The 25,488-nt window shown below is 44.9% G+C and carries 27 protein-coding genes and 1 pseudogene; 13 read left to right on the forward strand and 15 right to left on the reverse strand.

Features of this window, described 5'->3' with window-relative positions:
• Positions 1-11 precede the first annotated feature (11 nt).
• The 6 genes from JCM15548_RS11965 to JCM15548_RS25500 form a co-directional block, all read right to left on the reverse strand.
• Complete coding sequence (locus tag JCM15548_RS11965; protein ID WP_062125629.1) at positions 12-617, reverse strand: lipoprotein signal peptidase; 606 nt, start codon at positions 615-617, stop codon at positions 12-14.
• A 105-nt stretch (positions 618-722) separates the two neighbouring features.
• On the reverse strand, positions 723-1,100 hold the full coding sequence (locus JCM15548_RS11970) for a TraR/DksA family transcriptional regulator (protein ID WP_062125631.1): 378 nt from the start codon (positions 1,098-1,100) through the stop codon (positions 723-725).
• 28 nt (positions 1,101-1,128) lie between these two features.
• Positions 1,129-1,425 (reverse strand): DUF5915 domain-containing protein, encoded by a 297-nt coding sequence (locus JCM15548_RS26725; RefSeq protein WP_500778316.1) that lies wholly within the window; start codon positions 1,423-1,425, stop codon positions 1,129-1,131.
• A 20-nt stretch (positions 1,426-1,445) separates the two neighbouring features.
• Positions 1,446-2,126, reverse strand: a complete 681-nt coding sequence (locus JCM15548_RS26730; RefSeq protein WP_500778317.1) for a class I tRNA ligase family protein — start codon at positions 2,124-2,126, stop codon at positions 1,446-1,448.
• Positions 2,123-3,934 (reverse strand): class I tRNA ligase family protein, encoded by a 1,812-nt coding sequence (locus JCM15548_RS11975; RefSeq protein ID WP_262487021.1) that lies wholly within the window; start codon positions 3,932-3,934, stop codon positions 2,123-2,125. The genes JCM15548_RS26730 and JCM15548_RS11975 overlap by 4 nt, the downstream gene beginning before the upstream one ends.
• Positions 3,931-4,545, reverse strand: coding sequence for a class I tRNA ligase family protein (locus tag JCM15548_RS25500; RefSeq protein WP_262487022.1), 615 nt, complete (start codon positions 4,543-4,545; stop codon positions 3,931-3,933). The genes JCM15548_RS11975 and JCM15548_RS25500 overlap by 4 nt, the downstream gene beginning before the upstream one ends.
• 374 nt (positions 4,546-4,919) lie before the next feature.
• On the opposite strand from JCM15548_RS25500, the gene JCM15548_RS11980 reads away from it, so the two are divergent.
• The 4 genes from JCM15548_RS11980 to JCM15548_RS11995 all read left to right on the forward strand — a co-directional run bounded on the left by JCM15548_RS11980 (position 4,920) and on the right by JCM15548_RS11995 (position 9,405).
• Positions 4,920-5,336, forward strand: a complete 417-nt coding sequence (locus tag JCM15548_RS11980) for a carboxypeptidase-like regulatory domain-containing protein (RefSeq protein WP_062125634.1) — start codon at positions 4,920-4,922, stop codon at positions 5,334-5,336.
• Positions 5,309-7,291, forward strand: coding sequence for a TonB-dependent receptor plug domain-containing protein (locus JCM15548_RS11985; RefSeq protein WP_083985112.1), 1,983 nt, complete (start codon positions 5,309-5,311; stop codon positions 7,289-7,291). The genes JCM15548_RS11980 and JCM15548_RS11985 overlap by 28 nt, the downstream gene beginning before the upstream one ends.
• A gap of 326 nt (positions 7,292-7,617) precedes the next feature.
• Entirely contained in the window at positions 7,618-8,838 is a 1,221-nt protein-coding gene (gene rocD, locus JCM15548_RS11990) for an ornithine--oxo-acid transaminase (RefSeq protein ID WP_062125638.1), read from the forward strand.
• Between the two features lie 81 nt (positions 8,839-8,919).
• Complete coding sequence (locus JCM15548_RS11995) at positions 8,920-9,405, forward strand: hypothetical protein (protein ID WP_062125640.1); 486 nt, start codon at positions 8,920-8,922, stop codon at positions 9,403-9,405.
• Positions 9,406-9,455: 50 nt separating this feature from the next.
• Here JCM15548_RS11995 and JCM15548_RS24000 read toward each other — a convergent pair whose 3' ends face one another.
• Both JCM15548_RS24000 and JCM15548_RS12000 read right to left on the reverse strand, forming a co-directional pair.
• Positions 9,456-10,064 (reverse strand): DALR anticodon-binding domain-containing protein, encoded by a 609-nt coding sequence (locus JCM15548_RS24000; RefSeq protein WP_262487023.1) that lies wholly within the window; start codon positions 10,062-10,064, stop codon positions 9,456-9,458.
• Entirely contained in the window at positions 10,061-11,248 is a 1,188-nt protein-coding gene (locus tag JCM15548_RS12000) for an arginine--tRNA ligase (RefSeq protein WP_262487024.1), read from the reverse strand. Before JCM15548_RS12000 ends, JCM15548_RS24000 begins: the two co-directional genes overlap by 4 nt.
• Before the next feature lie 366 nt (positions 11,249-11,614).
• On the opposite strand from JCM15548_RS12000, the gene JCM15548_RS12005 reads away from it, so the two are divergent.
• Positions 11,615-13,777 (forward strand): PAS domain-containing hybrid sensor histidine kinase/response regulator, encoded by a 2,163-nt coding sequence (locus tag JCM15548_RS12005; protein WP_083985113.1) that lies wholly within the window; start codon positions 11,615-11,617, stop codon positions 13,775-13,777.
• Between the two features lie 117 nt (positions 13,778-13,894).
• On the opposite strand, the gene JCM15548_RS12010 is transcribed toward JCM15548_RS12005, so the two are convergent.
• The 3 genes from JCM15548_RS12010 to JCM15548_RS12020 form a co-directional block, all read right to left on the reverse strand.
• The gene (locus tag JCM15548_RS12010; protein WP_162198228.1) at positions 13,895-14,542 is read right to left on the reverse strand and encodes an energy transducer TonB; all 648 of its coding nucleotides are present in this window, start codon (positions 14,540-14,542) and stop codon (positions 13,895-13,897) included.
• An 88-nt stretch (positions 14,543-14,630) separates the two neighbouring features.
• Positions 14,631-14,930 (reverse strand): hypothetical protein, encoded by a 300-nt coding sequence (locus JCM15548_RS12015; protein WP_062125647.1) that lies wholly within the window; start codon positions 14,928-14,930, stop codon positions 14,631-14,633.
• Positions 14,931-15,052: 122 nt separating this feature from the next.
• Positions 15,053-16,333, reverse strand: coding sequence for a S28 family serine protease (locus tag JCM15548_RS12020; protein WP_062125649.1), 1,281 nt, complete (start codon positions 16,331-16,333; stop codon positions 15,053-15,055).
• A gap of 166 nt (positions 16,334-16,499) precedes the next feature.
• Here JCM15548_RS12020 and arfB point away from each other — a divergent pair, with 166 nt between their 5' ends.
• The 5 genes from arfB to JCM15548_RS12045 all read left to right on the forward strand — a co-directional run bounded on the left by arfB (position 16,500) and on the right by JCM15548_RS12045 (position 19,179).
• Positions 16,500-16,910 carry an alternative ribosome rescue aminoacyl-tRNA hydrolase ArfB gene (gene arfB, locus JCM15548_RS12025; RefSeq protein ID WP_062125651.1) on the forward strand — a complete coding sequence of 137 codons (411 nt, stop codon included), beginning with the start codon at positions 16,500-16,502 and terminating at the stop codon, positions 16,908-16,910.
• Between the two features lie 21 nt (positions 16,911-16,931).
• The gene (locus tag JCM15548_RS12030; RefSeq protein WP_062125653.1) at positions 16,932-17,408 is read left to right on the forward strand and encodes a hypothetical protein; all 477 of its coding nucleotides are present in this window, start codon (positions 16,932-16,934) and stop codon (positions 17,406-17,408) included.
• 92 nt (positions 17,409-17,500) lie between these two features.
• Positions 17,501-17,917 (forward strand): DoxX family protein, encoded by a 417-nt coding sequence (locus JCM15548_RS12035; RefSeq protein WP_062125655.1) that lies wholly within the window; start codon positions 17,501-17,503, stop codon positions 17,915-17,917.
• A gap of 167 nt (positions 17,918-18,084) precedes the next feature.
• Positions 18,085-18,918 carry an aldo/keto reductase gene (locus tag JCM15548_RS12040; RefSeq protein ID WP_062125657.1) on the forward strand — a complete coding sequence of 278 codons (834 nt, stop codon included), beginning with the start codon at positions 18,085-18,087 and terminating at the stop codon, positions 18,916-18,918.
• A 6-nt stretch (positions 18,919-18,924) separates the two neighbouring features.
• Positions 18,925-19,179: a DUF3820 family protein gene (locus tag JCM15548_RS12045; RefSeq protein WP_062125659.1), complete on the forward strand. Its 255-nt coding sequence runs from the start codon at positions 18,925-18,927 to the stop codon at positions 19,177-19,179.
• A gap of 75 nt (positions 19,180-19,254) precedes the next feature.
• On the opposite strand, the gene JCM15548_RS25505 is transcribed toward JCM15548_RS12045, so the two are convergent.
• Genes JCM15548_RS25505 through JCM15548_RS12055 form a run of 3 tightly spaced genes read right to left on the reverse strand, consistent with a single transcriptional unit; the run spans position 19,255 to position 21,469 of the window.
• The gene (locus JCM15548_RS25505) at positions 19,255-19,377 is read right to left on the reverse strand and encodes a hypothetical protein (protein WP_369403698.1); all 123 of its coding nucleotides are present in this window, start codon (positions 19,375-19,377) and stop codon (positions 19,255-19,257) included.
• Positions 19,364-20,893, reverse strand: coding sequence for an AMP-binding protein (locus tag JCM15548_RS12050; RefSeq protein WP_262487025.1), 1,530 nt, complete (start codon positions 20,891-20,893; stop codon positions 19,364-19,366). Before JCM15548_RS12050 ends, JCM15548_RS25505 begins: the two co-directional genes overlap by 14 nt.
• 12 nt (positions 20,894-20,905) lie before the next feature.
• Positions 20,906-21,469 (reverse strand): helix-turn-helix domain-containing protein, encoded by a 564-nt coding sequence (locus JCM15548_RS12055; RefSeq protein WP_062125660.1) that lies wholly within the window; start codon positions 21,467-21,469, stop codon positions 20,906-20,908.
• Between the two features lie 367 nt (positions 21,470-21,836).
• On the opposite strand from JCM15548_RS12055, the gene JCM15548_RS12060 reads away from it, so the two are divergent.
• From JCM15548_RS12060 to nrfA, 3 genes and pseudogenes are all read left to right on the forward strand, one after another.
• Positions 21,837-22,136 (forward strand): hypothetical protein, encoded by a 300-nt coding sequence (locus tag JCM15548_RS12060; RefSeq protein WP_062125661.1) that lies wholly within the window; start codon positions 21,837-21,839, stop codon positions 22,134-22,136.
• A 187-nt stretch (positions 22,137-22,323) separates the two neighbouring features.
• Complete coding sequence (gene nrfH / locus JCM15548_RS12065; protein ID WP_062125662.1) at positions 22,324-22,905, forward strand: cytochrome c nitrite reductase small subunit; 582 nt, start codon at positions 22,324-22,326, stop codon at positions 22,903-22,905.
• 24 nt (positions 22,906-22,929) lie between these two features.
• Positions 22,930-24,443: pseudogene (gene nrfA / locus JCM15548_RS12070) on the forward strand (ammonia-forming cytochrome c nitrite reductase).
• A 99-nt stretch (positions 24,444-24,542) separates the two neighbouring features.
• On the opposite strand, the gene JCM15548_RS12075 reads toward nrfA, so the two are convergent.
• Positions 24,543-25,488 (reverse strand): YdcF family protein (locus JCM15548_RS12075; RefSeq protein WP_157482710.1); only part of this gene is annotated, 946 nt, incomplete at its 5' end.

The raw sequence follows: 25,488 nt of genomic DNA on the forward strand, positions 1-25,488 counted from the left end.
TATCCATTCAATTAATTCTCTTCCGGGAAAAATCGCTTTTGGAAAATCAAGATGATAAAAATACCAACCGTTATTGAGGAGTCAGCAATATTGAAGACTGGGCGAAAGAAAATAAATTTATCCCCGCCTATCCAGGGAAACCATTCCGGATAAACACCTGAAAACAAAGGAAAATAAAACATATCAACCACTTTTCCATGAAGAAAAGTAGCATAACCACCTTCAGCTGGTAAAAAAGTGGCCACTCTGCCATAGCTGGCGTCAAACAACATACCATAAAAGGCACTGTCAATGATATTACCAATGGCCCCGGCCATAACCATACTAACGCTCATAATTAAACCCATGGGAGCATTCTTTTTGGTCAGTGTATATAAATACCAGGCAATTCCCCCAACCGCAATAATCCTAAAGATGCTCAATATCATCTTGCCGTACTCCCCAGCGAGTTCCATGCCAAAGGCCATGCCATTGTTCTCAATAAAGTAAATACTGAACCAGTCGAATATCCGGTACTCCTGCCCCAACATCATATTGGTCTTAATCCATATTTTTAAAGCCTGATCGACCAACAATATGGCACCAATGATGATCAAAGATTTTTGTAACTTGCTCATATAAAACTATTTAATGATGTCAACAAAAAAGGTGACAGCATATCTCTCAAGACATACCACCACCTTGACTTTTATATCCATGGCCGTTTATCACAGGCAGGACATCTATTTTTGATTCCTTTTGGCATCAATACTCAAAGTGGCATGCGGTACTGCACGCAACCGTTCTTTAGGAATCAACTGTCCCGTTTCCCGGCAAATGCCATAGGTCTTATTTTCAATACGCACCAGTGCCGCTTGTAAATGTTGAATAAATTTCTGTTGCCTTTGGGCCAGTTTCCCGGCTTCTTCCTTTGAAAGTACAGCAGCGCCCTCTTCCAATACTTTAAAGGTAGGTGACGTATCCTGTGTGTCGTTACCATCTCCCAAAGTAATGGTGTTTTTCAGCAGTTCGTAATCCTTTCTGGCTTTTTCCAGTTTTTGCAGAATAATTTGCTTAAACTCCTGCAATTCTTCTTCCGAGTATCTGGTCTTTTCGTTCATAACATTTCAAGTTTTGGGTCGGTAAATATTACAATTTTTCTATAAATATAGCAGTTTCTAAATCCGTTTCAAGTTCTACGGTGACAGATGTCGATTCGTTACACTTTTCAACAAGCTTTACCTCGGCAGCAAGGGTCTGCGCACCTATATACCCTTTGTGTTTTTCAACCGCCCCATTAATGGCCTCATGTTGCTGAATACTCAACTTAATTTTGTCCGTCACATCCAGGCCACTGTCCTTGCGCAAATTCTGAATACGATTAACCAATTCACGCGCAATGCCCTCTTCCCTCAGCTCATCACTAATGGTGATATCCAGTGCCACCGTAATGCGCCCTTCGTTGGCTACCAGCCAACCGGTATATCCTCGCTGATGATCTCCACATCTTCAGGGACCAGTACAATTTCTTCGCCATTGACATGGATGGAGAACTCGCCTGTCTGCTCAAACAGACCGATGTCTGCAGCCGTCATGGTGCCAATACCGGCAGCAATTTGCTTCATCAGCTTGCTGTACTTGGGACCAAGCGACTTGAAATTGGGTTTAATCTTCTTCACCAGAACCCCGCCGCTATCCTTCAGGTATTCCAGCTCTTTAACATTCACTTCTCCCAAAATCAAATCTTTAACAGCCTCTAACTGCGCTTCAAAAGACGGATTGAGGATGGGCACCATAATTTTCTGCAAGGGCTGACGTACTTTAATGCTGACTTTGCGGCGCAAAGCCAAAACCATGGAGGATATTTGCTGGGCATAGGTCATGCGCTCCTCCAGGTCCTTATTAATCAACGCTTCATCCCATTCAGGCATGAGGGTTAAATGAACCGACTGGGCAGCTTCATTTCTATTAAGATCCTGGAACAATTTTTCCATATAGAAAGGAGCAATAGGCGCAGCCAAAAGGGCCACTGTCTCCAGGCACTGATGCAGGGTTTGGTAGGCTGCCAACTTATCCTGATCAAAGGCTCCCCCCCAAAAACGCTTGCGGTTCAGACGAACATACCAGTTGCTCAGATTCTCTGTCACAAACTCCTGAATAGCTCTACCGGCTCTTGTAGGCTCATAACTGTTATAAGCGTGGTGACTTCCATGATCAGACTGTTCAGCAAGGAAATGACCCACTGGTCAATTTCAGGCCTGTCTTTAACAGGCACCACCGTCTCATCCCCTTTAAAGCCATCCACATTGGCATACAAAGAAAAAAAAGAATAGGTATTATACAAGGTCCCGAAGAACTTACGTTTCACCTCATCAATCCCGGCCATATCAAACTTCAGGTTATCCCAGGGCTGCGAATTGGTCATCATATACCAGCGCAAGGGATCTGAACCATTCTCGTCAATCACCTTGAAAGGATCAACGGCGTTACCCAGACGCTTCGACATCTTGTTGCCGTTTTTATCCAGTACCAAACCATTGGATATAATGTTCTTAAAGGCCACCGAATCGAATAACATTGAAGATAGCGCATGTAGCGTAAAAAACCATCCCCTGGTCTGATCCACACCCTCTGCTATAAAATCAGCCGGGAAAGGCATCGCATCCTTATTCTCAAAAGGATAATGCACCTGGGCATAAGGCATGGCACCTGAATCGAACCACACATCAATCAAGTCCGCCTCCCGGTACATGGGCTTCCCATCTTCCGAAACCAGAACAATATCATCCACATAAGGCCGGTGAAGATCAATTTTCTCATAATTTTCAGTGCTGAAGTCGCCGGGCTTAAATCCCTCAAAAGGATTCTTCTCCATGACTCCCGCTTTCACCGCTTTCTCAATTTCATTCATCAATTCTTCCACAGAGCCAATGCATATTTCAGCGGTTCTGTCTTCTGAACGCCAGACCGGAAGAGGCGTACCCCAGTAGCGGGAACGACTAAGATTCCAATCCACCAGATTCTCCAGCCACTTGCCAAAACGACCGGTACCGGTACTTTCGGGTTTCCAGTTAATGGTTTTGTTCAGCTCAATCATTCGCTCTCTGATGGCGGTCGTCTTCACAAACCAGCTATCCAACGGATAATATAAAACAGGCTTATCGGTACGCCAGCAATGCGGGTAATTGTGCACATGCTTCTCAACCCTGAAAGCTTTATTTTCCTTTTTAAGCATGACCGAAATATCGATGTCCAAAGTGGCATCCTCATCCGCCAGCTTTTCATCATAGGCATTTTTCACAAAGCGCCCCGCAAACTCACCATAGGAGTCTATATGGACGTGCTCACGCACAAAACCGGGGTCCAGATCCTTTATCAGAAAGAATTTACCCGTTCGGTCCACCATCGGTTGTCGCTTGCCTTCTCTGTCCAGCAATATCAAAGGCGCAATGCCTGCCTGCTTAGCCACCCGATCATCATCCGCCCCAAAAGTCGGTGCAATATGCACAATACCGGTACCATCCTCCGTGGTCACAAAATCACCTGTGATCACCTTAAAGGCATCACCATTGGGCGTAATCCAGGGTATCAGTTGTTCATAGCTAATGCCACTTAACTGTTCACCTGTTAACTCACCTGTTATTTTGAAAGGAATATGCTTGTCGCCTTCTTTATAATCTTCCAATGCCAAGTCGGCATGCTTCTCACTGAAATAAGCCCCCAATAAATCTTTGGCCAGAACCACCGTGACTGGTGCCCCCGTGTATGGATTAAAGGTCCGCACCCGCACATAAGTGACTTTGGGTCCGACAGCCAAAGCGGTATTGGAAGGTAGCGTCCATGGCGTGGTGGTCCATGCCAGAAAATAAACATCCGTATCGGCACCCTCAAACAAACCAACTGATGCACCATTTTTCACCACTTTAAACTGGGCGGTACAGGTCGTATCTTTCACATCCCGGTAGCATCCGGTTGATTCAATTCATGGGTACTTAATCCGGTACCGGCTGCAGGAGAAAAGGGCTGAATGGTATAGCCCTTATATAACAAACCCTTGTTGTAAAGCTCTTTGAGCATCCACCAAAGGGTCTCAATATAACGATTGTCATAAGTGATGTAGGGCTTATCCATATCCACCCAATAGCCCATTTGGTGGGTCAAATCTTCCCACATATCGGTATATTTCATCACATCTTTGCGGCAGGCTGCGTTGTATTCTGCCACAGAAATTGTTTTACCGATATCTTCCTTTGTAATTCCCAGACTTTTTTCAACACCCAATTCGACCGGTAAACCATGGGTATCCCACCCGGCTTTGCGATGCACCTGAAAACCTTTTTGCGTTTTAAAGCGGCAAATAACATCCTTAATGGTCCGTGCCATTACATGGTGAATGCCCGGTATGCCGTTGGCCGAAGGCGGTCCCTCATAAAAAATGAACGAAGGTTGTCCTTCACGTGCTTTCAGACTCTGCTCAAAAGTATCGTTCTCCTCCCACCGCTTCAACACTTCCTTGTTGATGGATGAAAGGTCAAGTCCTTTATATTCAGGGAATTTATTACTCATTTTATATGGCCTATTTTGTACGCTTTTAAAAAACGTACAAATATAGATGATGAAGACTGGAAAAACAAGGACAAAAGACGATTTGTCAACCCTCTTTGACCCACCTGGAAATATACATGATTGAAGCCATAAATTACCTGTCGAACACCCTTTCATCCTTTTCAATAGCGACGACAATAAAAAACCAATATTTTAGTTTTATTGGTATAAAAGCCCGGAATTTGTTTACATCTCCGATTCAATTAAATTTGTGGCACAATTATAGCCAATAGCTTTTGACATTTATTGAGAGACAACACCACATGAGGAAATCTGCCTGTTTTCTAATATATCTATATTCTCTGATTCTATTATCGGCAACCGGCCATTCATCCATGGCCCAGCAAAACCAGCGATCCTCAATTCTGGGGCGCGTTACCGATTCTGACGGCGTGCCGCTCATCAATGCACACATCACCTCCCACCTATCCGGAGTGGGTGCCGTAAGTCGGACAGACGGCACTTTTGAATTCACCTATTCAGGCGAATTCCCCCTGACCATTGCCATCAGTGCCATCGGGTATCACCCCCGGGAGTTAATCATCGAAAATCAATTGGCGAAACCCTTAAAAATACAGCTCAGCGAGGATCAGCGCACCCTCCAGCAAGTAGAAGTAATAGGCAACCGCATTACCAACCATCACAGTCAACGCATCGACCCATTCATGTACGGGCACTGCCATCGGCAGCCGGTCCCGGTATCGAGGGACTGGTTCGCTCACAAATGGGGGTATCTTCCAGCAACGAATTGAGTAGTCAGTACCGCGTACGCGGTGGCAACTTTGATGAAAACCTGGTCTATGTCAACGGACAAGAAGTATACCGGCCCTTTTTGATGCACTCGGGACAACAAGAAGGCCTGAGTTTTGTGAATCCCGATCTGGTCGAAGAGGTTGAATTTTCAGCCGGCGGTTTCAGCGCTTCTTATGGAGATAAAATGAGCTCCGTTCTGGACATAACCTACAAAAAGCCCACCCAAACCGCTGGCAGTCTATCAGCCGGCATGTTGGGCGCCAACGGACACCTCGAAGGTGCTGCCTTCAACCAAAAACTGACCTGGATAACCGGAGCCCGATACAAAACCAACCGCTATCTTCTGGGGTCGCTGGATGAGAAAGGCGATTACCGCCCCAATTTTACAGATGTGCAGGCCTACCTGACCTATCAGCTGTCACCGCGCATCTCTTTTGAACTTCTGGGATATTATTCACTCAACAGTTATGAATTTACCCCCGAAGACCGGGAAACCACCTTTGGCACCATCGAAGAAATCAAACGTCTAAAAGTTTTTTTTGAAGGAAAAGAAGCCGACCGCTTCCAGACCGGTTACGCTTCCTTTTCAACCAATTTCAAGGTCACCGACCAACAACGATACAAACTCACCTTTACCGGTTTCAGAACCTTTGAAGAAGAAAGTTATGACATAGCCGGAGCCTATTGGCTCCAGGAGGTTGAAGATCCCTTCAGTGAGGAAGAAGAAGGCGGCACTCAAATTGGTGTGGGCGAATACCTGCAACATGCCCGCAATGACCTTCTGGGCGTTGTTAATGCGGTTGACCTAGGGGGTGAACACCAATCCGCCATTGGCCAGACCAGCTGGGGACTCCAATACAGGCATGAGGCTTTTAAAGACAACATTTCCGAATGGGAGCTGATCGATTCGGCCGGCTATTCCATCCCTTACACGGGAGACAAAATAGAACTGGCCCATCTCAAAAAAGCCAACCACGATTTATCCAACCACCGTTTCTCCGGGTATTTAAAAAATCAGTTCTCCTATCATTTACCCAATGGTCAATTAATGGTGGATGCCGGCCTACGTGCCAGCCACTACTCCTTTACCAACGAAAGCACCATCAGTCCCCGCTTATTACTCAGCTACCTCCCCGGGGGTGATAAAAACTACCGCATCCGCTTATCGGGCGGTTACTACTACCAACCCCCCTTTTTTAAAGAGATGCGCCGACCAGACGGAACGCTCAACCAAGCCATTCAGGCACAAAAATCCATCCATATTGTCAGCGGTTACGACCTGTACTTTCAAAAAATGGACCGCCCCTTCAAATTCACGGCAGAGCTTTATTACAAAGCCATGGATCAGTTGATCCCTTATCAGGTCGATAATGTCCGCATTGTTTATAGTGGTGAAAATGAAGCCCGGGGATACGCAGCAGGAATAGATTTTAAAATCAACGGAGAACTCGTTCCCGGTGAAGAGTCCTGGGTCACTCTTTCCCTCATGAAAACCGAAGAAAATTTATCCGGCGACCAGTGGATCAATCCAGAACAAGCGGGTGAGCCTGGTTATATACCACGACCTTCCGATCAGCGCATCAATTTCTCCATGTTCTTTCAGGACCATTTGCCTAAAAACCCCGACTTTAAGGCCCATCTAAGTTTCTTCTATGGCTCAGGACTGCCCTTTGGACCGCCCAGATCTGAAAGATACCTGGCCACCAACCGCATGCCCGCCTACCGAAGAGTCGATATCGGCTTCTCCTACGACCTGCTCAAGTCCGCCTCTTCCCAAAAAAGAAACCTCTTAGACCTCAAAAATCTGTGGCTGGGACTGGAAATTTTTAATCTTCCCAACATCAGTAATACCATCTCCTACTACTGGGTGTCCGACATATTCAACCGCCAGTACGCCGTCCCCAATTACCTCACATCCAGACGCATCAACCTAAAACTCACCGCCAAATTCTAAACCATAAGGGTTGAAGGGGAACAGGGAGAAGGGAGCCCCGCTCGGCGAATTTCTATTTTAGTTCTATTTTGATGCTCGGCAAAAATTCCGCTCCACTTAGTCTCCTGTCCCGCTTGGCGAAATTCCGCTGCGCTTCGTCCCGCCTTGCGGGATTCCGCTGCGCTTCACCTCGTGACCTATCGACCTAATAACCCCACTTACCCTTCCCACCCTATCGACCTATCACCCTATCAACCTAATAACCTATCAACCTCACATGACAATTCTCATCCCAAATATCCCCCATTCTTTTGTAACTTGTCATACAACCACAAAACATACCTGCCATGACAACTAGCAAAAACGCCGGATTCTACATGCAACGTGAAGAAAAATATGGAGCCCATAACTACCATCCCCTACCCGTAGTGCTTGAAAAAGGTAAGGGCGTTCATGTCTGGGATGTGGAGGGACGACAATATTACGACTTTCTGGCCTCCTATTCAGCTGTCAACCAAGGCCATTGTCACCCCCGCCTCGTCAAAGTCATGGGTGAGCAAGCGGCCAGACTGGCCCTCACTTCCCGCGCCTTTTACAACAACCTGTTGGGTCAATGGTCCGAATACATGCACCAGCTCTTTGGTTACGACCGTATGCTGCCCATGAATACCGGTGCTGAGGGTGTAGAGACAGCCCTTAAGCTGGCCCGCAAATGGGGTTATAAAGTCAAGGGCGTGGCCCGCGACAAGGCCCAAATCGTCGTCTGCAATGGCAACTTTCACGGCCGAACCATCTCCATCGTCTCCATGTCGTCCGACCCCGATGCTTACAACGATTACGGTCCCTACACACCCGGCTTCATCAACATACCTTTTGACGACGTGGTTGCTCTGGAAGAAGCCCTGGCACAACCCAACGTGGTAGCCTTCCTCACCGAACCCATCCAGGCCGAAGCCGGGGTGTTTGTCCCCACCGACGGTTTTCTCACCGCCGCCCGCGAACTGTGCAGTCAGTACAATGTCCTGATGATGGCCGATGAAATACAAACCGGTCTGGCCCGCACCGGCAAAATGCTCGCGGTGGATTATGAAAACGTCCGTCCCGACATCCTGATTCTTGGTAAAGCCCTATCAGGTGGCATGTACCCCGTTTCCTGCGTACTGGCCAACGATGAGGTCATGCTCACCCTTAAACCCGGCGAACACGGCTCCACCTACGGCGGCAACCCCATAGCAGCCGCGATAGCCATTGAAGCCGTGGAGATTTTAGGGGACGAAAAGCTGGCAGAAAATGCCTTTAAGCTGGGAGAACTTTTCCGCCAGACCATGAATGGCATAAAATCCGACATGATTGTTGAAGTCAGAGGCAAAGGCCTGCTCAATGCCGTCACCATAGCCCCCAAAAACAACAAAACAGCCTGGGATGTTTGTCTGGCCTTAAAGGAGAACGGACTGCTGGCCAAACCCACCCATGGCGACATCATTCGTTTCACACCGCCACTGGTCATTACGGAAGAGCAAATGAAGGATGCACTGAAGATCATTCAAGAGACCTTTGATGCCTTTTAATCGCTGTTAAAATTGAGGTACTTGATACACATGGTAGTTATTATCCCATTTTTTCTTAAATTTATCTAAAAATTAAGCACCATGACAAGCAGCATCAACCCTCAGGCAGCCATCCTTCAACTAAAAGAGCGCAGCGATAAGTTAGATCAAAAACATTTTGATTGGGTGGCCTGGAAAAGAGGCACACTGCTGGTCCTGCAAAATATATTTGGGACAGATAGCCCCTACTACCAACAATTGGCGGAAACGGATTATGAATACAGCAGCTGGTCGCTGCGAGACACTTCCGGCAGTAGCGACCCGGTAAAATCTTCTTGTCTGGATTTGCTGGATATTTGTCGGACAGACCTGCTGAGCCATCAGGAAGGCAGCATAAGCACCAAAGAAAAAATGGCTAAACTGTTAAGCCAATACTTAACAGCCAGCCAGATTTCTAAAATGATGGAGGTTGTAAAGTCAGATATCCCACCCCATCAAAAAAATGAACAAATTGGGGAAATTCTTAAAGAGTTCTCCCCTGAACTGAGCACCAAAGTGCTCATTGAGCTGATAAGGGAATTCAGCTGAGGGAGCTCCATATATGACGGCTCTTAAACATAAGCTTCACAGTCCTACTCTTACATCCGGTCCGGCACATCGGCACCCAACAGCCACATCCCTTTTTTAATAATTTCTCCCACCGAATAGCAGAGGGTCAGTCGCATATCCCGAATAACCTGATTCTCCTCAAACAAAATGGGATTATCGTGATAAAACTGATTGTATTCTTTAGCCAAATCATAGATGTAGTTGGCGATGATGGCCGGACTAAAAGCCGCACCGGCTTCTTTCACAACATTGGGGAAGTTGACAATGGACTTAACCAGATTGCTTTCCTTTTCGTTAAGGGAAACCCCCAATGGGGCAGCGCCACTCCAGGCAATTCCTTTTTCATCGGCTTTTCGGAAGATAGACCGAATGCGCGCATGCGTATACTGGATGAAGGGACCGGTGTTACCATTAAAATCGATCGACTCTTGCGGATTAAATGTCATGTTCTTGCGTGGATCCACCTTCAAAATAAAATACTTCAAGGCACCCAGCGCCACCATGCTATAAACAGCCTCGGCCTCCTCCTCGGTATATCCCTCCAGCTTGCCCAGCTCTTTAGACATATCCCGGGCTGTATTAATCATTTCCTGCATCAGGTCATCCGCATCCACCACCGTACCTTCACGTGATTTCATCTTGCCTCGGGCAATTCAACCATCCCATAGCTGAAGTGTACCAGATCCTTTCCCCATTCAAATCCCAGACGATCCAGAACAATCGAAAGCACTCTGAAATGATAATCCTGCTCATTCCCCACCACATACACCATTTTATTGATGCTGTAATCATCAAACCGCAATTTGGCCGTACCAATGTCCTGTGTCATATAGACCGAAGTTCCGTCGCTGCGCAACAACAACTTCTCATCCAGTCCATTGCTGCTCAAGTCGGCCCAGACACTGCCATCATCCTTACGAAAGAAAAGTCCCTTATCCAATCCCTTTAGCACCATGTCACGGCCTTCGGAGTAAGTTTGGGACTCATAATAAATCTGATCGAAATCAACGCCTAAATTTTTGTAGGTCACATCAAAACCGGCATAAACCCATTGGTTCATCATTTCCCACATCTCTACCACGTCCTTATCCCCGGCTTCCCACTTCAGCAACATCTGACGTGCTTCAGCCATTAACTGCGACTGCTTTTCGGCTGCTTCTTTTGTAGCCCCCTTCGCTTGTAATTGGGACAGCTCTTTTTTGTATTCCTGATCAAATAACACATAAAAATCCCCCACCAAATGATCGCCCTTTTTACCGGTTGACTCAGGGGTAGCCCCTTTGCCCCATTTCTGCCAGGCCAACATCGACTTGCAAATATGTATGCCCCGATCGTTAACAATATTGGTTTTGACAACCTTGTAACCGGTAGCTTCGGCAATGCGAGACAAGGAAAAACCCAATAAATTATTACGAATGTGTCCCAGATGTAACGGTTTATTGGTATTGGGGGATGAATATTCAATCATCATTAAGGGGGAGGCATCGTTCACTTCCTGGAATCCATGTCGCTCATCCTTAGCAACTGCGTTGAGCGCTTCTAACCAGTAATCAACGGACAGTCTCAGGTTCAAAAAACCTTTAACCACCTCAAAAGACTCAATAAAAGCTATTTTTTCCTGAATAAACCGTCCCATTTCCTCACCGGTTTCCTCAGGCTTTTTTCTGGATACTTTCAACAAGGGAAACACAACAATGGTAAAATCACCATTCTGATCCTTTCTTGTCAACTGAACCTGAAGCATTTTTTCTTCCAGGTCAGCACCATATAAGGCTTTCACTGCATCAAGGGCTGCGTTTCTTAACTGCTGTTCAATGGTCATGATAGAGAAATATTATTTTTATAATAGCTGTACCGTAAAATAGGGCGTCCGCCTCCGACGGGTGAATCCCGCAAAAAATTTGTGCAAAGATAAAAAATCTATCCATTATAGCTCATTACATCCACAGGAGTTAAGTTTGAAAAAGGCTTGTTTAACCAATGTGCGGTTCAGTTTATCTCCACCAAGGTTCCCTTCATCATAATAATTACACAATATTGGGTTTTTCCGTTTTCAAAGATGGAAAATTGATGTATATTTAATGTTAAGCAAGTTTCATCGAATTGTTTTGACCGTAAATTATGAAATGTTGCAACCAACAGATATTTTTGTCGTATTGATATAATAATCCTGACATACCTTAAATAGATGAGCACACTTTTTACTATTTATATTATCCAATCAATAGTAACTTCCTACATGCCCCTTACCTGGCTGACTATCAAACTTTTGGCAGCCCATCCAGATCAGGGTTATTCGGTTGATCAGTTCACGTCCACTTTTCTGGCCGCCGTCATTGGCGTGGGCGTTATCATGGCTATTTTTCTGATTGTCAATCACAGAAACAACCTGAAGCGACAAAAATCCCGGCAAAACCATCTCATTCCCGGTCCATCACCAGCCCCAAAACCAGAGGATGCGGATCATTTCAAAGTGCTTGACGACCATCCGACACCCAGCGCCATTTGCAGGAACGATGGTATCATACTCTATGTCAACAAGATATTTGCAACGGTCTTTGGCTCCTCGCCAACCAACATGCAACGCTTATTAATTTTCAACATACTTCCGGCCCACATTTCCGCTACTTTATCTGAAACGATACGGGAATCGGGACCGGAAAATGTGGAATCTTTGGCCGGCTTTTATAGCCCCACTACCAAAACACGCTATAAATTGGTGAGCAAAAAGTTTAACAGCCATCTGACCGATAGTTCCAATCTTCTGGTTACGCTGGAAAGAATGCCCCGTCACGATGAAATACCGGCTTCTTCGGGCGACGAAGCCAGGGAGGTTATTCTGCAGCTTTTGAACATAGCCCCATATGCCATTTTTATTGAAGATTACGAAGGGCGTATTTTGCAAGTCAACAATGCCGCCTGTGAAATGCAGGGTGTTGAAAGGCACGAATTAATGGGTAAGGTATTGGATGAATTTTCTCCAGGCGATTTCCGAAAGGAAATCGCTCAAAGACAACAAATTATGGCCAGTAACAGCAGCATTGTATTTAAAAGCATTACCTACCCCAAAAGCAGTGCGCCCATTCCGGTTGAAATACAGGTCTCTAAAATAAAATACTTTGGGAAGGAGGCCCTCTTCTTTATTTTGCGTGATTTATCCGAATCCATCGAAAAGAAAAAGGAGCTGGATGAATATAAAATCAAAGCGGAAGAAAGTGACCGGCTAAAATCCTCCTTTTTAGCCAACCTTTCCCATGAAGTACGAACGCCGATGAACTCCATCATGGGATTTGCTGAACTATTGGCCGAGCAGGATATCAGTGAAAAAGAGCGCAGAGAATTCATCAAGCTGATTCGTCAAAGCGGAAAAGAGCTGCTGACTCAAATCAATAACATGATTGACTTTTCTAAGATTGAGGCCGGACTGGTTCAGTTAAAAGTTGAAATCTGCAACTTTGAAACCGTCTTTCATCAATTACATGAGTTCTGGCTGGAGGAGATTAGAAACGAAAATGAGGTAAAACTCTTTTTTGAGTTACCACAGGAAATGCTAAGAAATGGTATTGCCAGTGACAGAATCCGGTTAAAACAGATTTTGAAGGTGTTTTTATCCAACAGTATCAAGTACACGCAAAAGGGCGTAATTGAAATTGGCGTACGTTCCAAAGCACCTCAATTGTATGAATTTTACGTCAGGGATACCGGCGTTGGGATTTCAGAGGACAAGCACCGTCAGGTTTTTGAGAAATTCAGACAAGCCGACGATACCAACGAACGGCAATTTAGCGGAATGGGCGTCGGTCTTTCTGTCGCTGCCAGACTCGTTCAGTTTTTGGGTGGGCATCAATGGGTGGTGTCTGAGCCGGGTAAAGGATCTGAATTCAGATTTGTACTTCCGGACCTGCTGTTCCCCCAACGTTCTCCATTTATGCAAGTGTCTTGCGGACCGGTGACGATGATAAACAAACTCATGGTGGTGGCCCCTTCTGAAGAAATCTATCAGGATTTATGCCAAAATTCCAAGCCGGTTAATTATCAGGTTTTCTGGGCTCAGAATGCACAGGAGATGAAATCTATGTTGCTGTCGAATAATATCCGGTTCATAATAATTGCGGTAGATCAGCTACCCTTTTGGCAGGAGCTCCTGCCAAAAATAAGGAGTATTAACAACAGTTTACAATTAATTGGCGTATCCAACCAGCTGGATTCCAAGCGAAAAGAAAGACTCCTTTCCATGGGATTGAATGAAGTCATACGCACTCCGGTGAACATCCCCATTCTACTCAACATTTTAGAGCGAAAAGAAGTTACTTCAATGAATATACTCTCTACTGTATTTCATCAAAACTAATCTGCTTCCTTCAAAAATGACCTGTAGCGATTATTTATTGAAGGAGACAGTCCTGCTCCATGTCAATAAAGCAGGTAATGGAAGAACGCTATTTTATCTCAAGGATGGTGAAGGCCTCTATTCATTTAATTCAAACAAGATGGTTATTTTATAAATGCTTTCTTGTTTTTGATTGTTCCTTCGCTCCGGTATCCAAAGCCAGTCGTCAGGAAAAGACGAAGAAGCTTTTAACACCGGTGCAGCCAATAACCGGGGATCATGAGGACCGGTATAGCGTTTGATAATTCGACCCTCGGGTGAAATAACTAAAAACAAATCTACTTTGCCTTCCAATCCTTTATCATAAGCCTTGGCTGGGTATCCCACAAGGGTGGAAATGTGCGCATAGGGAACCAGAGAACTGCCCAGAAACATACAAGGTGACTCTTCCGACAACCTACTTTGTTGTTCCCCACCGGCTATCAAAATCAATGAATCCTGGTCATAATCATACTTAAATTCGAGCACATTGCCCAGGTTACAATAGGTCCACACCCCCACTCTTTGTCCCTCTCTAAACTGTCCGGACTCTATCAAATGTGTTTTGTAGAATAACTGGTAGGCGCCATGTTTAAGAGTCGTATCTTCTTCAGAGACATAATACTGTTCAATCAACTGCCCGTTCATTAAAACGGACCGTCGTTTTTGAGCGTCCACCTCCGAAACCTGCGAAAAAGTCACCAAAAGAACAAGAAGTCTTAAAAAAGATAATTTAATCTGTGCCATACAAGTCATGAGAAACACCCGTTAAAAAACAAAGGTCAACAAAAATATGATTTTTTATTGACCTTCAATGCATTACAAGCAAAAAAAATTACTTGGCCGACTGCTCATTCAATTGTTGTGCCAGCGTTTCATACAACTTGCCAAATTCCTCGAGCATCTCCTTCCTGAGATTCTTATAATACCCCCTTACCAGTTTGGGGTTATCTTTCCCATCCGGATGATTCGTCCGCTCCACATATTTATTTCTGAAATCAAGCGCATCTCCAATGTAATTGGCCAGTTCTTTATCACTGATTTTCTTGAAAAGAAATTGATTTAAATATGCTTGAGTTACCAACTCAGAGGTGAGGAAATTAATATCCTTTTTCAACGATCTAATGCTTGCCATAACTTAAAAATTAACCATTTAACATAGCGGAGAAACAATAAAACATTCTTCATCCATAGGTCAAATATATGGTATAATGAGGAAATTTCCTAACAAACCACCAGAGGTCCCTGAAACCAGTTTTAATTCAACCATTCGCCCAAAACAGACAATACTTTATGTTTCAACGCCTCAGGAAGATTACTAATACGCGTCAGGTGGCAGCCCTGGGGATCAACAATCAGAACACTGTTTTTTAACCCCCTAACATCTGGTGCTGTGGCACTCCATGGGTCCCTGGCCCCAATGATATGCATCATTTCGGCATCTCGCTTTTTTAAACGACTGATTACCTTATCAATACCTGAAATATCAAACACGGGCGTAAAGCCTACATCCGGAACCATTAACTCATTACTGACAATATCGGTGGTGAAGTATTCCAGATGCCCCTTTAAATGATTGGTATCATAGCCATAGTAGCCCAATTGGGTGTAGGCCTGGTAAAAAAACGGGCCTGTGGCAATGGCTTCCTGATCAGAAAAATAAGTAAAATCTATGCCACGGTATAAGTGGTTGAATAATTCAAGCGAGGTAGCAGACGGCAAGGGAATTTCATCAATGGGCACGCACCACTGCCACAGACTAAAGGGATATTCTAAAACAGCCAATTCAAAAACCTCATTCAAATCCATTGAAAAACTCAAGTCCTTTTCCTTTACCCAATCCACAAAGTGGGGCATAATTTCATCCCGTCGCTTTAAAATTTCCAGCTGAAAATCGCGAACCCTTCTTCGCTCTTCTTCTGTTCCAACGGTTTCAAAAAAAGTCAATAAGCGACTGTCTTCTTTCTCCAAATTAAAAGGTGCCACATAAGTCACCGTTGCCTTAATGGCTTTCGGAAATAATGCCCGGTGAATAATGGCTGCCTGACCGCCTTTACTAATACCGGTTGAAACCCAATCACCTTTATAGAGCTGTTGAAAATAGTCTACAATATTCTGGTGGTCATTGGCAGCCTGCTCAATGGTCAGATATTGCCAGGGCATGCCTTCCGGTGTCGACTCACCAAAAAAACGATGCTCCACCACAATCTGGTTGGCACTCAGCAATTCTGCCAACTCTGATTTATAAGGTGCCGGAGCACTGTAGCCTTCCGTGACCATTACCACTGAAGCAGTAATGTTTCTATGAGACAACCAAACACGTTGTTTAAAAGTGCCGGCATCCGGATTTTTATGATCGAGGGGTTGCTCAAAGTAAACCAGGTAATTCTCCTTAAAAAAGGCATCTCCACGGGCAGACAGATAATCAACTTCATTTGAAGCATCAAACAATGCATTCAGCGATTTATACTTGACTGCGCAAGACGATAACAAAACAACAATAAGAGAGAGCAGGATGGGTAGAAATTTTTTCACCATATTTAATATTATATTATACACTTATCAACACAAATATTTGTCAAAGAAAAACCGATATTTTTAACGGATATGAATGTAATTATACGCAATTTTGTGCTATATTACATACAATTGACAGGCATCTTTTGAGGGCCTGTTCTTGGTGAATGAACAATTTGTTGGATGCATGAGACCCGTAAAAGAAAAAGATTTTTATAATGAAATGATTTTTAGTGCCTCCCGCAGCAGTGGTGCAGGCGGGCAACACGTAAATAAAGTTAGTTCACGTATTGAATTGAGGTTTTCTGTTGTTCAAAGTAAACTCCTCAGCGATGAAGAGAAGTTGCTGGTCCAAACAAAACTCAGCAACCGCATAAATGCCGAGGGGGAATTAATTATAACAGCACAGGATCATCGGTCGCAGGTGAAAAACAAAGCCTTGGCCATCGACAAATTCTTTCGGCTGTTGGCCATGGCATTAAAACAACCCAAAAAACGGGTGGCCACAAAACCAACCCGCGCCTCGAGAGTAAAACGACTCGAAAGTAAGCGCATGCACGCACAAAAGAAAAAACTAAGGGACAAAAACAGTATATAACAATCACAAATCCAAAATCTTATGGTAAGCAAAGACATTAAATTAGGCAAAGGTCTTGACAAACTAAAATTCGGCATGACCCGTGAGGAAGTAAAAGCCGCCATTGGAGAACCCAATGAAGTGGAAAATTACAATCCTCTGGAGGAGGACGAAGGCGAATCAGAGGCCTGGCACTATGATGAACTGGAACTCTCCGCCTCGTTCGATGAAGAAGATGATTTCAAACTGACCTCACTGGCAGTTAGTTCATCCGACTATCTGTTCGAAGGCGTAAATTTAATTGGTCTCAGTCAGGAAGAAGTCATGCAGCAAGTCGAATTAATGGATTTGGGAGATGTTGAACTCGAAACCGTAGCCGAGGATGACACCATGCAACAATCGGTAGGTAGTATTCCTGAAGCCAGTCTGAACCTGTGGTTTGAAGACGGGCAGCTGTCAGAAATTCAGTGGGGGCCTTTTTGGGACGAGGATGAGGAATGCTACATCTGGCCCGATTAACAACCTGTTAACGATTTAGCTAAACTTTTGATACGCCATGATGTTTTCTTATCATGATTATGAACAGACATTAATACTTAAACATTATACGTATGAAAGTTTTACTAAAAAACGAAAAGGACCTGGCCTCCCTGATTCTTCGGGCAGGTCTGGGTTTCTTTATGGCATTTGGGCACGGTCTGGGAAAACTACAAATGCTTATCAGCGGTGACATCCAGTTTGCAGCGCTTTTCGGCTTAAGTCCCACCATCAACTTAACCATGGCTGTATTGGCCGAGTTCTTTGCTGCCCTCCTTGTTTTGGTTGGATTGAAAACCCGATTGGCTGCCCTACCCGTAATAATTACAATGGCAGTCGCCGTATTTATTGTCCATTTTAGTGATCCGCTTTTTGCCGCATCGGGTGGCGGATCCAAGGAATTTGCCGCCATATACCTTATTGGCTATTTAGGCATTTTTTTATTGGGATCTGGTAAATACTCCCTGGATGCTTTAATAGGAAAGAAATAATTTGACATATATTTATTTGATACCAAAGGGCTGTCGCTAACGACAGCCCTTTTTCGTGCATTAAAACATTCCTGATAACCAAAATCAAACTTTTTATGCTTATATTTACAATAGGTCCTTAGCTATTAGAAAATGCTTAAATTCAGTATGGAAAAAACCTTTTCAATATGGAAATAACAGATATTCATGGCACAGTTACCCTTTCCAATGGCGTTAAAATGCCCTATCTGGGGTTGGGTGTCTTTAAAAGTCGCGATGGCGCTGAAGTAATGAATGCCGTTTCCTATGCCCTCGAAGCCGGGTACAGGCATATTGATACAGCCGCCGTATACAGAAATGAAGCCGGTGTTGGGGAAGCCATCAAAAACCATCCCTTAGACCGGTCAGAAGTATTCATCACCAGCAAAGTTTGGAACTCTGACCAGGGCTATGACAGCACCATCAAAGCCTTTTATGAGTCGCTGGAGCGACTGGGAACCGATTATCTGGATCTCTATCTGGTGCACTGGCCGGTAGCAGGCAAATTTAAGGATACCTATAAGGCCTTGGAAACCCTCTATGAAGAAGGAAAAGTCAAAGCCATAGGCGTCAGCAACTTTTTGGCACATCATCTGGACGAACTCCTGGAGACCGCCAAAATTAGTCCCATGGTCAACCAGATTGAGTACCATCCGCACCTCACCCAGCCAGACCTCATACAAAAATGCCTGGATTTAAACATAAGACCCGAGGCCTGGAGTCCACTGATGCAAGGGCAGATATTTGACATCAAAGACCTTCAAAAATTAACCAATAAATATGATAAAAATGTGGCCCAAATAGTCTTGCGTTGGAATTTACAAAAGGGCGTGATTACCATACCCAAAAGTGTCAACAGACAACGCATACATAGTAATGCCGACATTTTTGACTTTGTGTTATCGGATGAGGACGTGAAACACATCGATCACCTCAATCAAAATCAACGCGTGGGGGCCGATCCCGACAATTTTAACTTCTAGTCTTTTATGGAACCAGTTTCGTCCTCTGTCAATAATAGTGAAAATCCGGTAGGATTTAACCGACAAGTTTTAGTGGATTTAGTTAAGGTGCGCATGCCTTACGGAAAATATAAGGATCGGATTATTTGTGACATACCGGAGCATTATCTGGTTTGGATGTCACAGCAAGGCTTTCCCAAAGGCAAATTGGGGGTACTCCTGGGAACACTTTATGAAATAAAACTTAACGGACTGGAATATTTGCTTAAGCCACTCAGGTAAACCGGGACCAAATCCAAAATGGCCAATTGAACCCAACAGATAAAAAATGGCTGCCGAAAAAGGCAGCCATTTTTTTTACTTCTGAGCAATCAGGTTAAGACCCATTTCGCGCAACTTATATTTTTGAATTTTTCCGCTGGCTGTTTTCGGAAAATCATCCACAAAAAAGACATGCTTGGGAATTTTATAGCGGGCAATTTTTGCCCCGGCAAAATTCCTGAACTTCCTCCTCCGTTAACGGCTGACCTTCTTTCAGCTTTACAAAGGCACCCACAATTTCGCCATATTTTTCATCTGCCAGTCCAACCACCTCAACCAATTCCACCTGTGGCATCTGAAACAGGAAATTTTCAATTTCACGGGGATAAATATTTTCTCCGCCCCGAATGATCATATCCTTTATCCGGCCGGTAATTCTGAAAAAACCATCTGCCGTTTTAACAGCCAAATCACCTGAATGCAGCCAGCCCTCTTGATCTATGGCTTTGGCAGTAGCTTCCGGATTATTGTAATAGCCTTTCATCACATTGTATCCCCTGCAACAAATCTCCCCCTGCTCCTCTGCCGCACACTCCTCTCCGGTTTCCGGATTCACCACCTTCACCTCTACTCCTGGTAAATTGGTCCCCACTGTGGTGGCTCTGATTTCGGGTGAGTCGAACACCCGTGTGGTCGTCATCCCCGGGGAAGTCTCTGTTAACCCATACACAATAATAATATCTCTGCAATGCATCTTATCCATCACCTGTCGCATGGTTTCTACCGGACACAATGCACCTGCCATGATGCCTGTGCGCAGGGAACTCAAATCAAACATACTGAACATGGGATGATTCAATTCGGCAATGAACATGGTGGGGACCCCGTAAACAGCTGTACACTTCTCTTTCTGTATCCCTGCCAATACGCGCAATGGATCAAAATCCTCGGTCAGCACCATGGATGCCCCGTGAGACACAATGGCACAAACAGCCAAAACACAACCAAAACAGTGGAACAGGGGAACACAAACCAACAACCGGTCCTTATTGGTATAATGCATGTTCTCTCCCACCTGAAAACCATTGTTCAGAATATTGTGGTGGGTCAGCATAACCCCTTTAGGAAATCCTGTTGTGCCGGAAGTATATTGCATGTTCACCACATCCTCGCAATCAATGGTGCGTGAAATGTCTGTCAAAACAGCATCGTCCACGTGACTTCCCAACAATAAGAGTTCCGGCGTATTATACATTCCCCGGTGCTTCTGCGGGCCAATAAAAACCACGTTTTTCAGTTCCGGAAAGCGGGCCGACTGCAACTTGCCACGTTCGCAGGTCTTGAGTTCGGGCACCAGTTCAAAAACCATATTGACATAATCGCTGTCCCTGTATCCATCAATAATACAAAGGGTACTTAAATCCGCATTCTTAATCAAAAACTCCAATTCTGACAGTTTATAACTGGTATTCACCGTCACCAAAATGGCCCCCATTTTAGCGGTAGCGAACATAAATGTTAGCCAGTCGGGCACATTATTGGCCCAAATCCCCACTTTATCGCCTTTTTTTACGCCAATTTCCAACAAGCCCTTGGCCAACTGATTGACCCGCTGATCAAACTCAGCATAGGAAAAACGCAAGCCCCTGTCGGGATACACCATAAAATCCGTATCGGGAGTTTCTGCCGCCCATTTCTCCAGCATTCCCCCCAAAGTATCATCCAATAATTCCATACAATCATCCATTTAGAGAGGTAAGTAAACAACAGCCAAAACCTTGGCAGATTGATCGTCTGCACTATAAATCTGGTGTTTTACAATCGAATCCAGATAAATACTGTCGCCCACCTTTAGGAGGTACTCATCCTTGCCATACGCCACTTTTATAGCCCCTTCCAATACAAATAAGAACTCCTCGCCCTCATGCGTTGAAGCCATCGGATAGGAGGGCGTACCAGGTTTTATCTCCACCAGAAAGGGCTCCATGTGCCTGTCAGCCTTCTCCCGGGCCAGGCTAAAAAAAGAGAGTTGCTCATTTTTCGCCACGGCCGAGTTGGACATGCTGACAGAAGCATCCTCGTCCCCTTTCCGGGTAATGACCGCTCCTGTACGCAGCTGATCGTCAAGAAAAGTGCCCAGACGAACGCCCAAGGCTCTTGAAAGCTTGATGAGCACCCCAAGAGATGGCGCCACTGAGCCATTTTCAATACGCTCAAGTTGTTCATCCCCGAGATTAACACCCTGTGCAAGATCACTTATAGCCATTTTTCTCTCTTCGCGTAAACTTTGAATTTTTTTACCTGGTTGCATGCGTATCAATTTTAATTCCTAATAAAACAATGCGGTTTAATTACATATTTATGCAATAATAACAAAAATATACTAAATCAGTAATTTTTTCCCATAATCATTCAACTATCCGGCCGATCCCATTTATTTATAATAAATCCAATTTAAGGCGTCCGATCATCAGTCGCCCCCAAAGCGGAAGTGGCCTAAGTTTTATTGAAAATATTTCCCAAATTAAGACAACAAAATATAGGCCCTCTGCGTAATACAGATAAACGCAAAAAAATAAATAATTTGTTTTAATAAGTTGGCTTATTTTTGTTCTGTTTCTATATATTTGAACCGTTGAAAAAAAAATCATTGCCAACAAACCACAAATGATAATCAAATGAAAAAAAGCCTTTTAGCCACAGAAAGCATCTATAACATTTTAGACGACGATGCCGATTTCGATGAAGATCTGGATGATTTTATTGAGGAAGACCTGGACTGGGATGAGGATGACCTCCCCTTGGATGATGATCTTGAAGATGAGGACTTTGACGAAGACGACGACTTCGAAGGTGCTGATTTTGATGAAGATGACCTAGATGCACTATTGGAGGATGATGATCTGGATTCCTTGTTGGATGATGACGATCTGGATCCTCTGCTGGATGATGAGGATTTTGAGGACGACGATTTTTAGATTCACTGACGACTAAAACTTAATAGATCAGCGGCTGTCACTTAATTGTGGCAGCCGCTGATCTATTTATAAGACAACCCATTAGACCCTTTTAATTAAGACTAATTACAAATTAACCCGAAATGACTATTTCAAATTTGGCAATCGAATACTTTTATGTATTTTTATTAAAACCAAAGATGAAGCTATGCCAAAACCTTTCCTACATTATCTTGTCCCGCCGGATCAATGGAAATTTCCGGTCATCGTCGTATTGGGCATTTTTGCAGGACTCGGATTGTTTGTTTTTCATTTGGCCAAAGTACCCTCCTATTTATCTGACAGTCCGGAAACATGCGTCAATTGCCATATTATGGCACCCCAATATGCCACCTGGAGCCACAGTGCTCATCGTGAAGTAGCCAACTGTAACGATTGCCATGTACCCCATAACAACATCGCCAATCATTACTATTTCAAAGCCATGGATGGCTTGCGTCACTCCTATATGTTTACCTTCCGACTAGAGCCACAGGTGATCACCATTAAACAAGCCGGTAAAGATGCCGTGCAAAACAATTGCATCCGCTGCCATACCCAACAAATTCACGACATCAAAATGACCACCATGCGTCCTGAATTCCATGCCAACATTGAAGATAGGTATTGTGTGGAATGTCACCGTGAAACCCCCCATGGCACCGTCAACAGCATATCGAGTGTACCCGATGCCCGGGTCCCCGTACCTACCAGTCCGGTACCCGATTGGCTCAGAAATATAGCACAATAATCAACCCATCTAAACCATAAAAACATGCGACCAATCAGTGAATTAATTAAAGAAAAACCATGGCTGGGATGGCTCATCTTCTTTGCAACCGTAGTGATTGTCTTCATCCTCGGACTCTTTGCATCGAGCATTATTGAACGCCGGGCAGAATCCGTCTTTGCCTACACCCCTCAGGTCAATCATGGTCAATTTGAGCCCAGAAATGAAGTTTGGGGAGAAAATTTCCCCCGCCAATATCAATCTTACAAGCAGACTGCCGACACCACCTTTGAAAGTAAATACAATGGCGCTACACTGCGTGATGCCCTGGGAGAAAATCCGCGAATGGTAGTCCTTTGGGCCGGTTACGCTTTCTCAATGGATTACAACCAACCCCGCGGTCATGCCTATGCCATTGAAGACATACAAAACACACTGCGTGTGGGTGCTCCCATGGATGAAAAAACATCCATTCAGCCCAACACCTGCTGGACCTGCAAAAGTCCGGATGTCCCCCGCCTAATGGCAGAGCATGGTGTGGCCGAATTCTATTCCGGCACATGGGAAATGCTGGGCGACCAGGTGGTCAACCATATCGGTTGTGCCGATTGCCATGACGCTGAAACCATGAATTTACACATTTCCCGTCCGGCACTCATAGAAGCCTATGAGCGGCAAGGGAAGGATATTACCCAGGCCAGTCATCAGGAAATGCGTAGTTTGGTATGCGCCCAGTGTCACGTCGAATATTATTTCAATAAAGAAAAAATTGAAGGCGTTCCCTATCTGACTTTCCCATGGATGATGGCATGCAGGTAGAAGAAATGGAAGCCTACTACGATAAAATTGGCTTTACCGACTGGACACACGCGCTTAGTCGGGCCCCCATGCTCAAAGCCCAACACCCCGATTATGAAGTTTATTCTACTGGCATCCACGCCGAGCGCGGCGTATCCTGCGCAGACTGTCACATGCCCTATAAAAGTGAAGGCGGTATGAAATTTACCGACCACCACATTCAGAGCCCCCTCAACAATGTGGCCAACTCCTGCCAGGTTTGCCACCGTGAAGAAACGGCCACACTTGTCAAGAACGTCTATGATCGTCAGGACAAAGTCCACGAAATACGCACGGAACTCGAAGACAATTTGGTCAGGGCCCACGTAGAAGCTAAAAATGCCTGGGGCTTGGGAGCCACTGAAGATCAAATGCAGGACATTTTAATGGATATCCGCCATGCCCAATGGCGCTGGGATTATGCAGCGGCCGGACACGGCAACTCTTTCCATAACCCCTTGGAATTGAGCCGAATTATATCTTCCGGCAACAACAAAATACAGGACGCCCGTCTCAAACTGGCCCGACTCCTGGCAGATCTGGGCCACAACCAACCGGTGGATTACCCGGATATTTCAACCAAGGCCAAAGCCCAGGAATACATAGGTCTGGATATGGCTAAGCTCAATAGTGAGAAGGAAGAATTTATTAAGACCGTTATTCCGCAATGGCTGGAGGCAGCTAAGGAACGTGAAGCCACATACCCTGTTTCAGTGAATTAACCACAATAGGACCGGCCAACTAATTATTAATCTCCTTAGTCGGCCACATCAGGAATAAAAAAAGCCGGCATAGCCGGCTTTTTTTATTATAGGTTTATATTACAAATTACCCCGCATCCAATATACGCCCATACCCACCCATTCCTTCCAGAGCAATTCCCAGGTGGATAAAGCGGAAGCTGAAGGAATAAAATAATCCGACGGCACAGCCGGCGAAAAAGGATAAAGCGGATCAGCGCCAATGGATCGCACGACAAATCCCTGCTTTTCAAAAACCCTTCTGGCTCGTGGCATGTGCCAGGCAGAAGTTACCAGCACAATTCTCCTGGGCCACCCATTGGTTTCAAATATTTGACGGGTATTTATCGCATTTTCATAGGTGTTGCGCGACAAGGAATCCACCACAATCATTTTCCGATCCAGTCCCATCCCGGTCAAAAATTCCAGTAAATATGCGGCCTCTCCCCTTTCATTGGTCAATACGGCAGACGAACCACCAGAAACAATCAGCTGTTCCACAGGATTGGTCTGAACAATCATCAAAGCCTGCATCAAGCGGTCACCCCCTGACCCAAAACGAATACGTCCGGAAGCCACATGTTCAGCACTCATACCGCCCAGCACCACAACCCGGTTAACGGCAGAATCATTGACCGGCAAACCAACAGGAGCCGATTCCCAGCCCATGACCGTCCACCTCAATAGCAAGGGATGGCTAAAAACAATAAGAACAAGTCCGGCCATGATCAATAACCGTCTGCTCCAAGGAAACTGCTGAGACAAATTCCATCGACCCGTATTTCTCTTACTGTTATACAGCCGGAGAAACACCGAAGTCGCCACAAAAATGATTGCCAGATTAAAGGGTGACAGCAGAAAGGTTGCGAGTTTTGAGAGGATGAAGAACATTTTCTTATAAAAAGGGTTGATGGGGCTGATAGGGTTGATAGGGTTGATAGGGTTGAGTGGGTTGATGGGGTAAGTCGTAGGAAGGGGAAAAGGGTTGATGGGGCTGAGTGGGTTGAGTGGGTAGAGGGGGTTCCCT

Source organism: Geofilum rubicundum JCM 15548, assembly GCF_000974365.1.
Classification (GTDB): Bacteria; Bacteroidota; Bacteroidia; order Bacteroidales; family Marinilabiliaceae; genus Geofilum; species Geofilum rubicundum.

Excerpts from the sequence above, each read along its gene's own strand:
- JCM15548_RS24000 (WP_262487023.1), bottom strand. The coding sequence starts at position 10,064 with ATGAAATCACGTGAAGGTACGGTGGTGGATGCGGATGACCTGATGCAG.
- JCM15548_RS12030 (WP_062125653.1), top strand. The coding sequence starts at position 16,932 with ATGGTAAGCAAAGACATTAAATTAGGCAAAGGTCTTGACAAACTAAAA.
- JCM15548_RS12020 (WP_062125649.1), bottom strand. The coding sequence starts at position 16,333 with ATGGTGAAAAAATTTCTACCCATCCTGCTCTCTCTTATTGTTGTTTTG.
- JCM15548_RS12050 (WP_262487025.1), bottom strand. The coding sequence starts at position 20,893 with ATGGAATTATTGGATGATACTTTGGGGGGAATGCTGGAGAAATGGGCG.
- JCM15548_RS11965 (WP_062125629.1), bottom strand. The coding sequence starts at position 617 with ATGAGCAAGTTACAAAAATCTTTGATCATCATTGGTGCCATATTGTTG.
- JCM15548_RS12010 (WP_162198228.1), bottom strand. The coding sequence starts at position 14,542 with ATGGCACAGATTAAATTATCTTTTTTAAGACTTCTTGTTCTTTTGGTG.
- JCM15548_RS25500 (WP_262487022.1), bottom strand. The coding sequence starts at position 4,545 with ATGAGTAATAAATTCCCTGAATATAAAGGACTTGACCTTTCATCCATC.
- JCM15548_RS12060 (WP_062125661.1), top strand. The coding sequence starts at position 21,837 with ATGAAAAAAAGCCTTTTAGCCACAGAAAGCATCTATAACATTTTAGAC.
- rocD (WP_062125638.1), top strand. The coding sequence starts at position 7,618 with ATGACAACTAGCAAAAACGCCGGATTCTACATGCAACGTGAAGAAAAA.
- JCM15548_RS11995 (WP_062125640.1), top strand. The coding sequence starts at position 8,920 with ATGACAAGCAGCATCAACCCTCAGGCAGCCATCCTTCAACTAAAAGAG.
- JCM15548_RS12055 (WP_062125660.1), bottom strand. The coding sequence starts at position 21,469 with ATGCAACCAGGTAAAAAAATTCAAAGTTTACGCGAAGAGAGAAAAATG.
- JCM15548_RS12035 (WP_062125655.1), top strand. The coding sequence starts at position 17,501 with ATGAAAGTTTTACTAAAAAACGAAAAGGACCTGGCCTCCCTGATTCTT.
- JCM15548_RS12040 (WP_062125657.1), top strand. The coding sequence starts at position 18,085 with ATGGAAATAACAGATATTCATGGCACAGTTACCCTTTCCAATGGCGTT.
- arfB (WP_062125651.1), top strand. The coding sequence starts at position 16,500 with ATGAGACCCGTAAAAGAAAAAGATTTTTATAATGAAATGATTTTTAGT.
- JCM15548_RS11980 (WP_062125634.1), top strand. The coding sequence starts at position 4,920 with ATGGCCCAGCAAAACCAGCGATCCTCAATTCTGGGGCGCGTTACCGAT.
- JCM15548_RS12005 (WP_083985113.1), top strand. The coding sequence starts at position 11,615 with ATGAGCACACTTTTTACTATTTATATTATCCAATCAATAGTAACTTCC.
- JCM15548_RS12045 (WP_062125659.1), top strand. The coding sequence starts at position 18,925 with ATGGAACCAGTTTCGTCCTCTGTCAATAATAGTGAAAATCCGGTAGGA.
- JCM15548_RS11985 (WP_083985112.1), top strand. The coding sequence starts at position 5,309 with ATGGGGGTATCTTCCAGCAACGAATTGAGTAGTCAGTACCGCGTACGC.
- nrfH (WP_062125662.1), top strand. The coding sequence starts at position 22,324 with ATGCCAAAACCTTTCCTACATTATCTTGTCCCGCCGGATCAATGGAAA.
- JCM15548_RS12000 (WP_262487024.1), bottom strand. The coding sequence starts at position 11,248 with ATGACCATTGAACAGCAGTTAAGAAACGCAGCCCTTGATGCAGTGAAA.
- JCM15548_RS12015 (WP_062125647.1), bottom strand. The coding sequence starts at position 14,930 with ATGGCAAGCATTAGATCGTTGAAAAAGGATATTAATTTCCTCACCTCT.
- JCM15548_RS11970 (WP_062125631.1), bottom strand. The coding sequence starts at position 1,100 with ATGAACGAAAAGACCAGATACTCGGAAGAAGAATTGCAGGAGTTTAAG.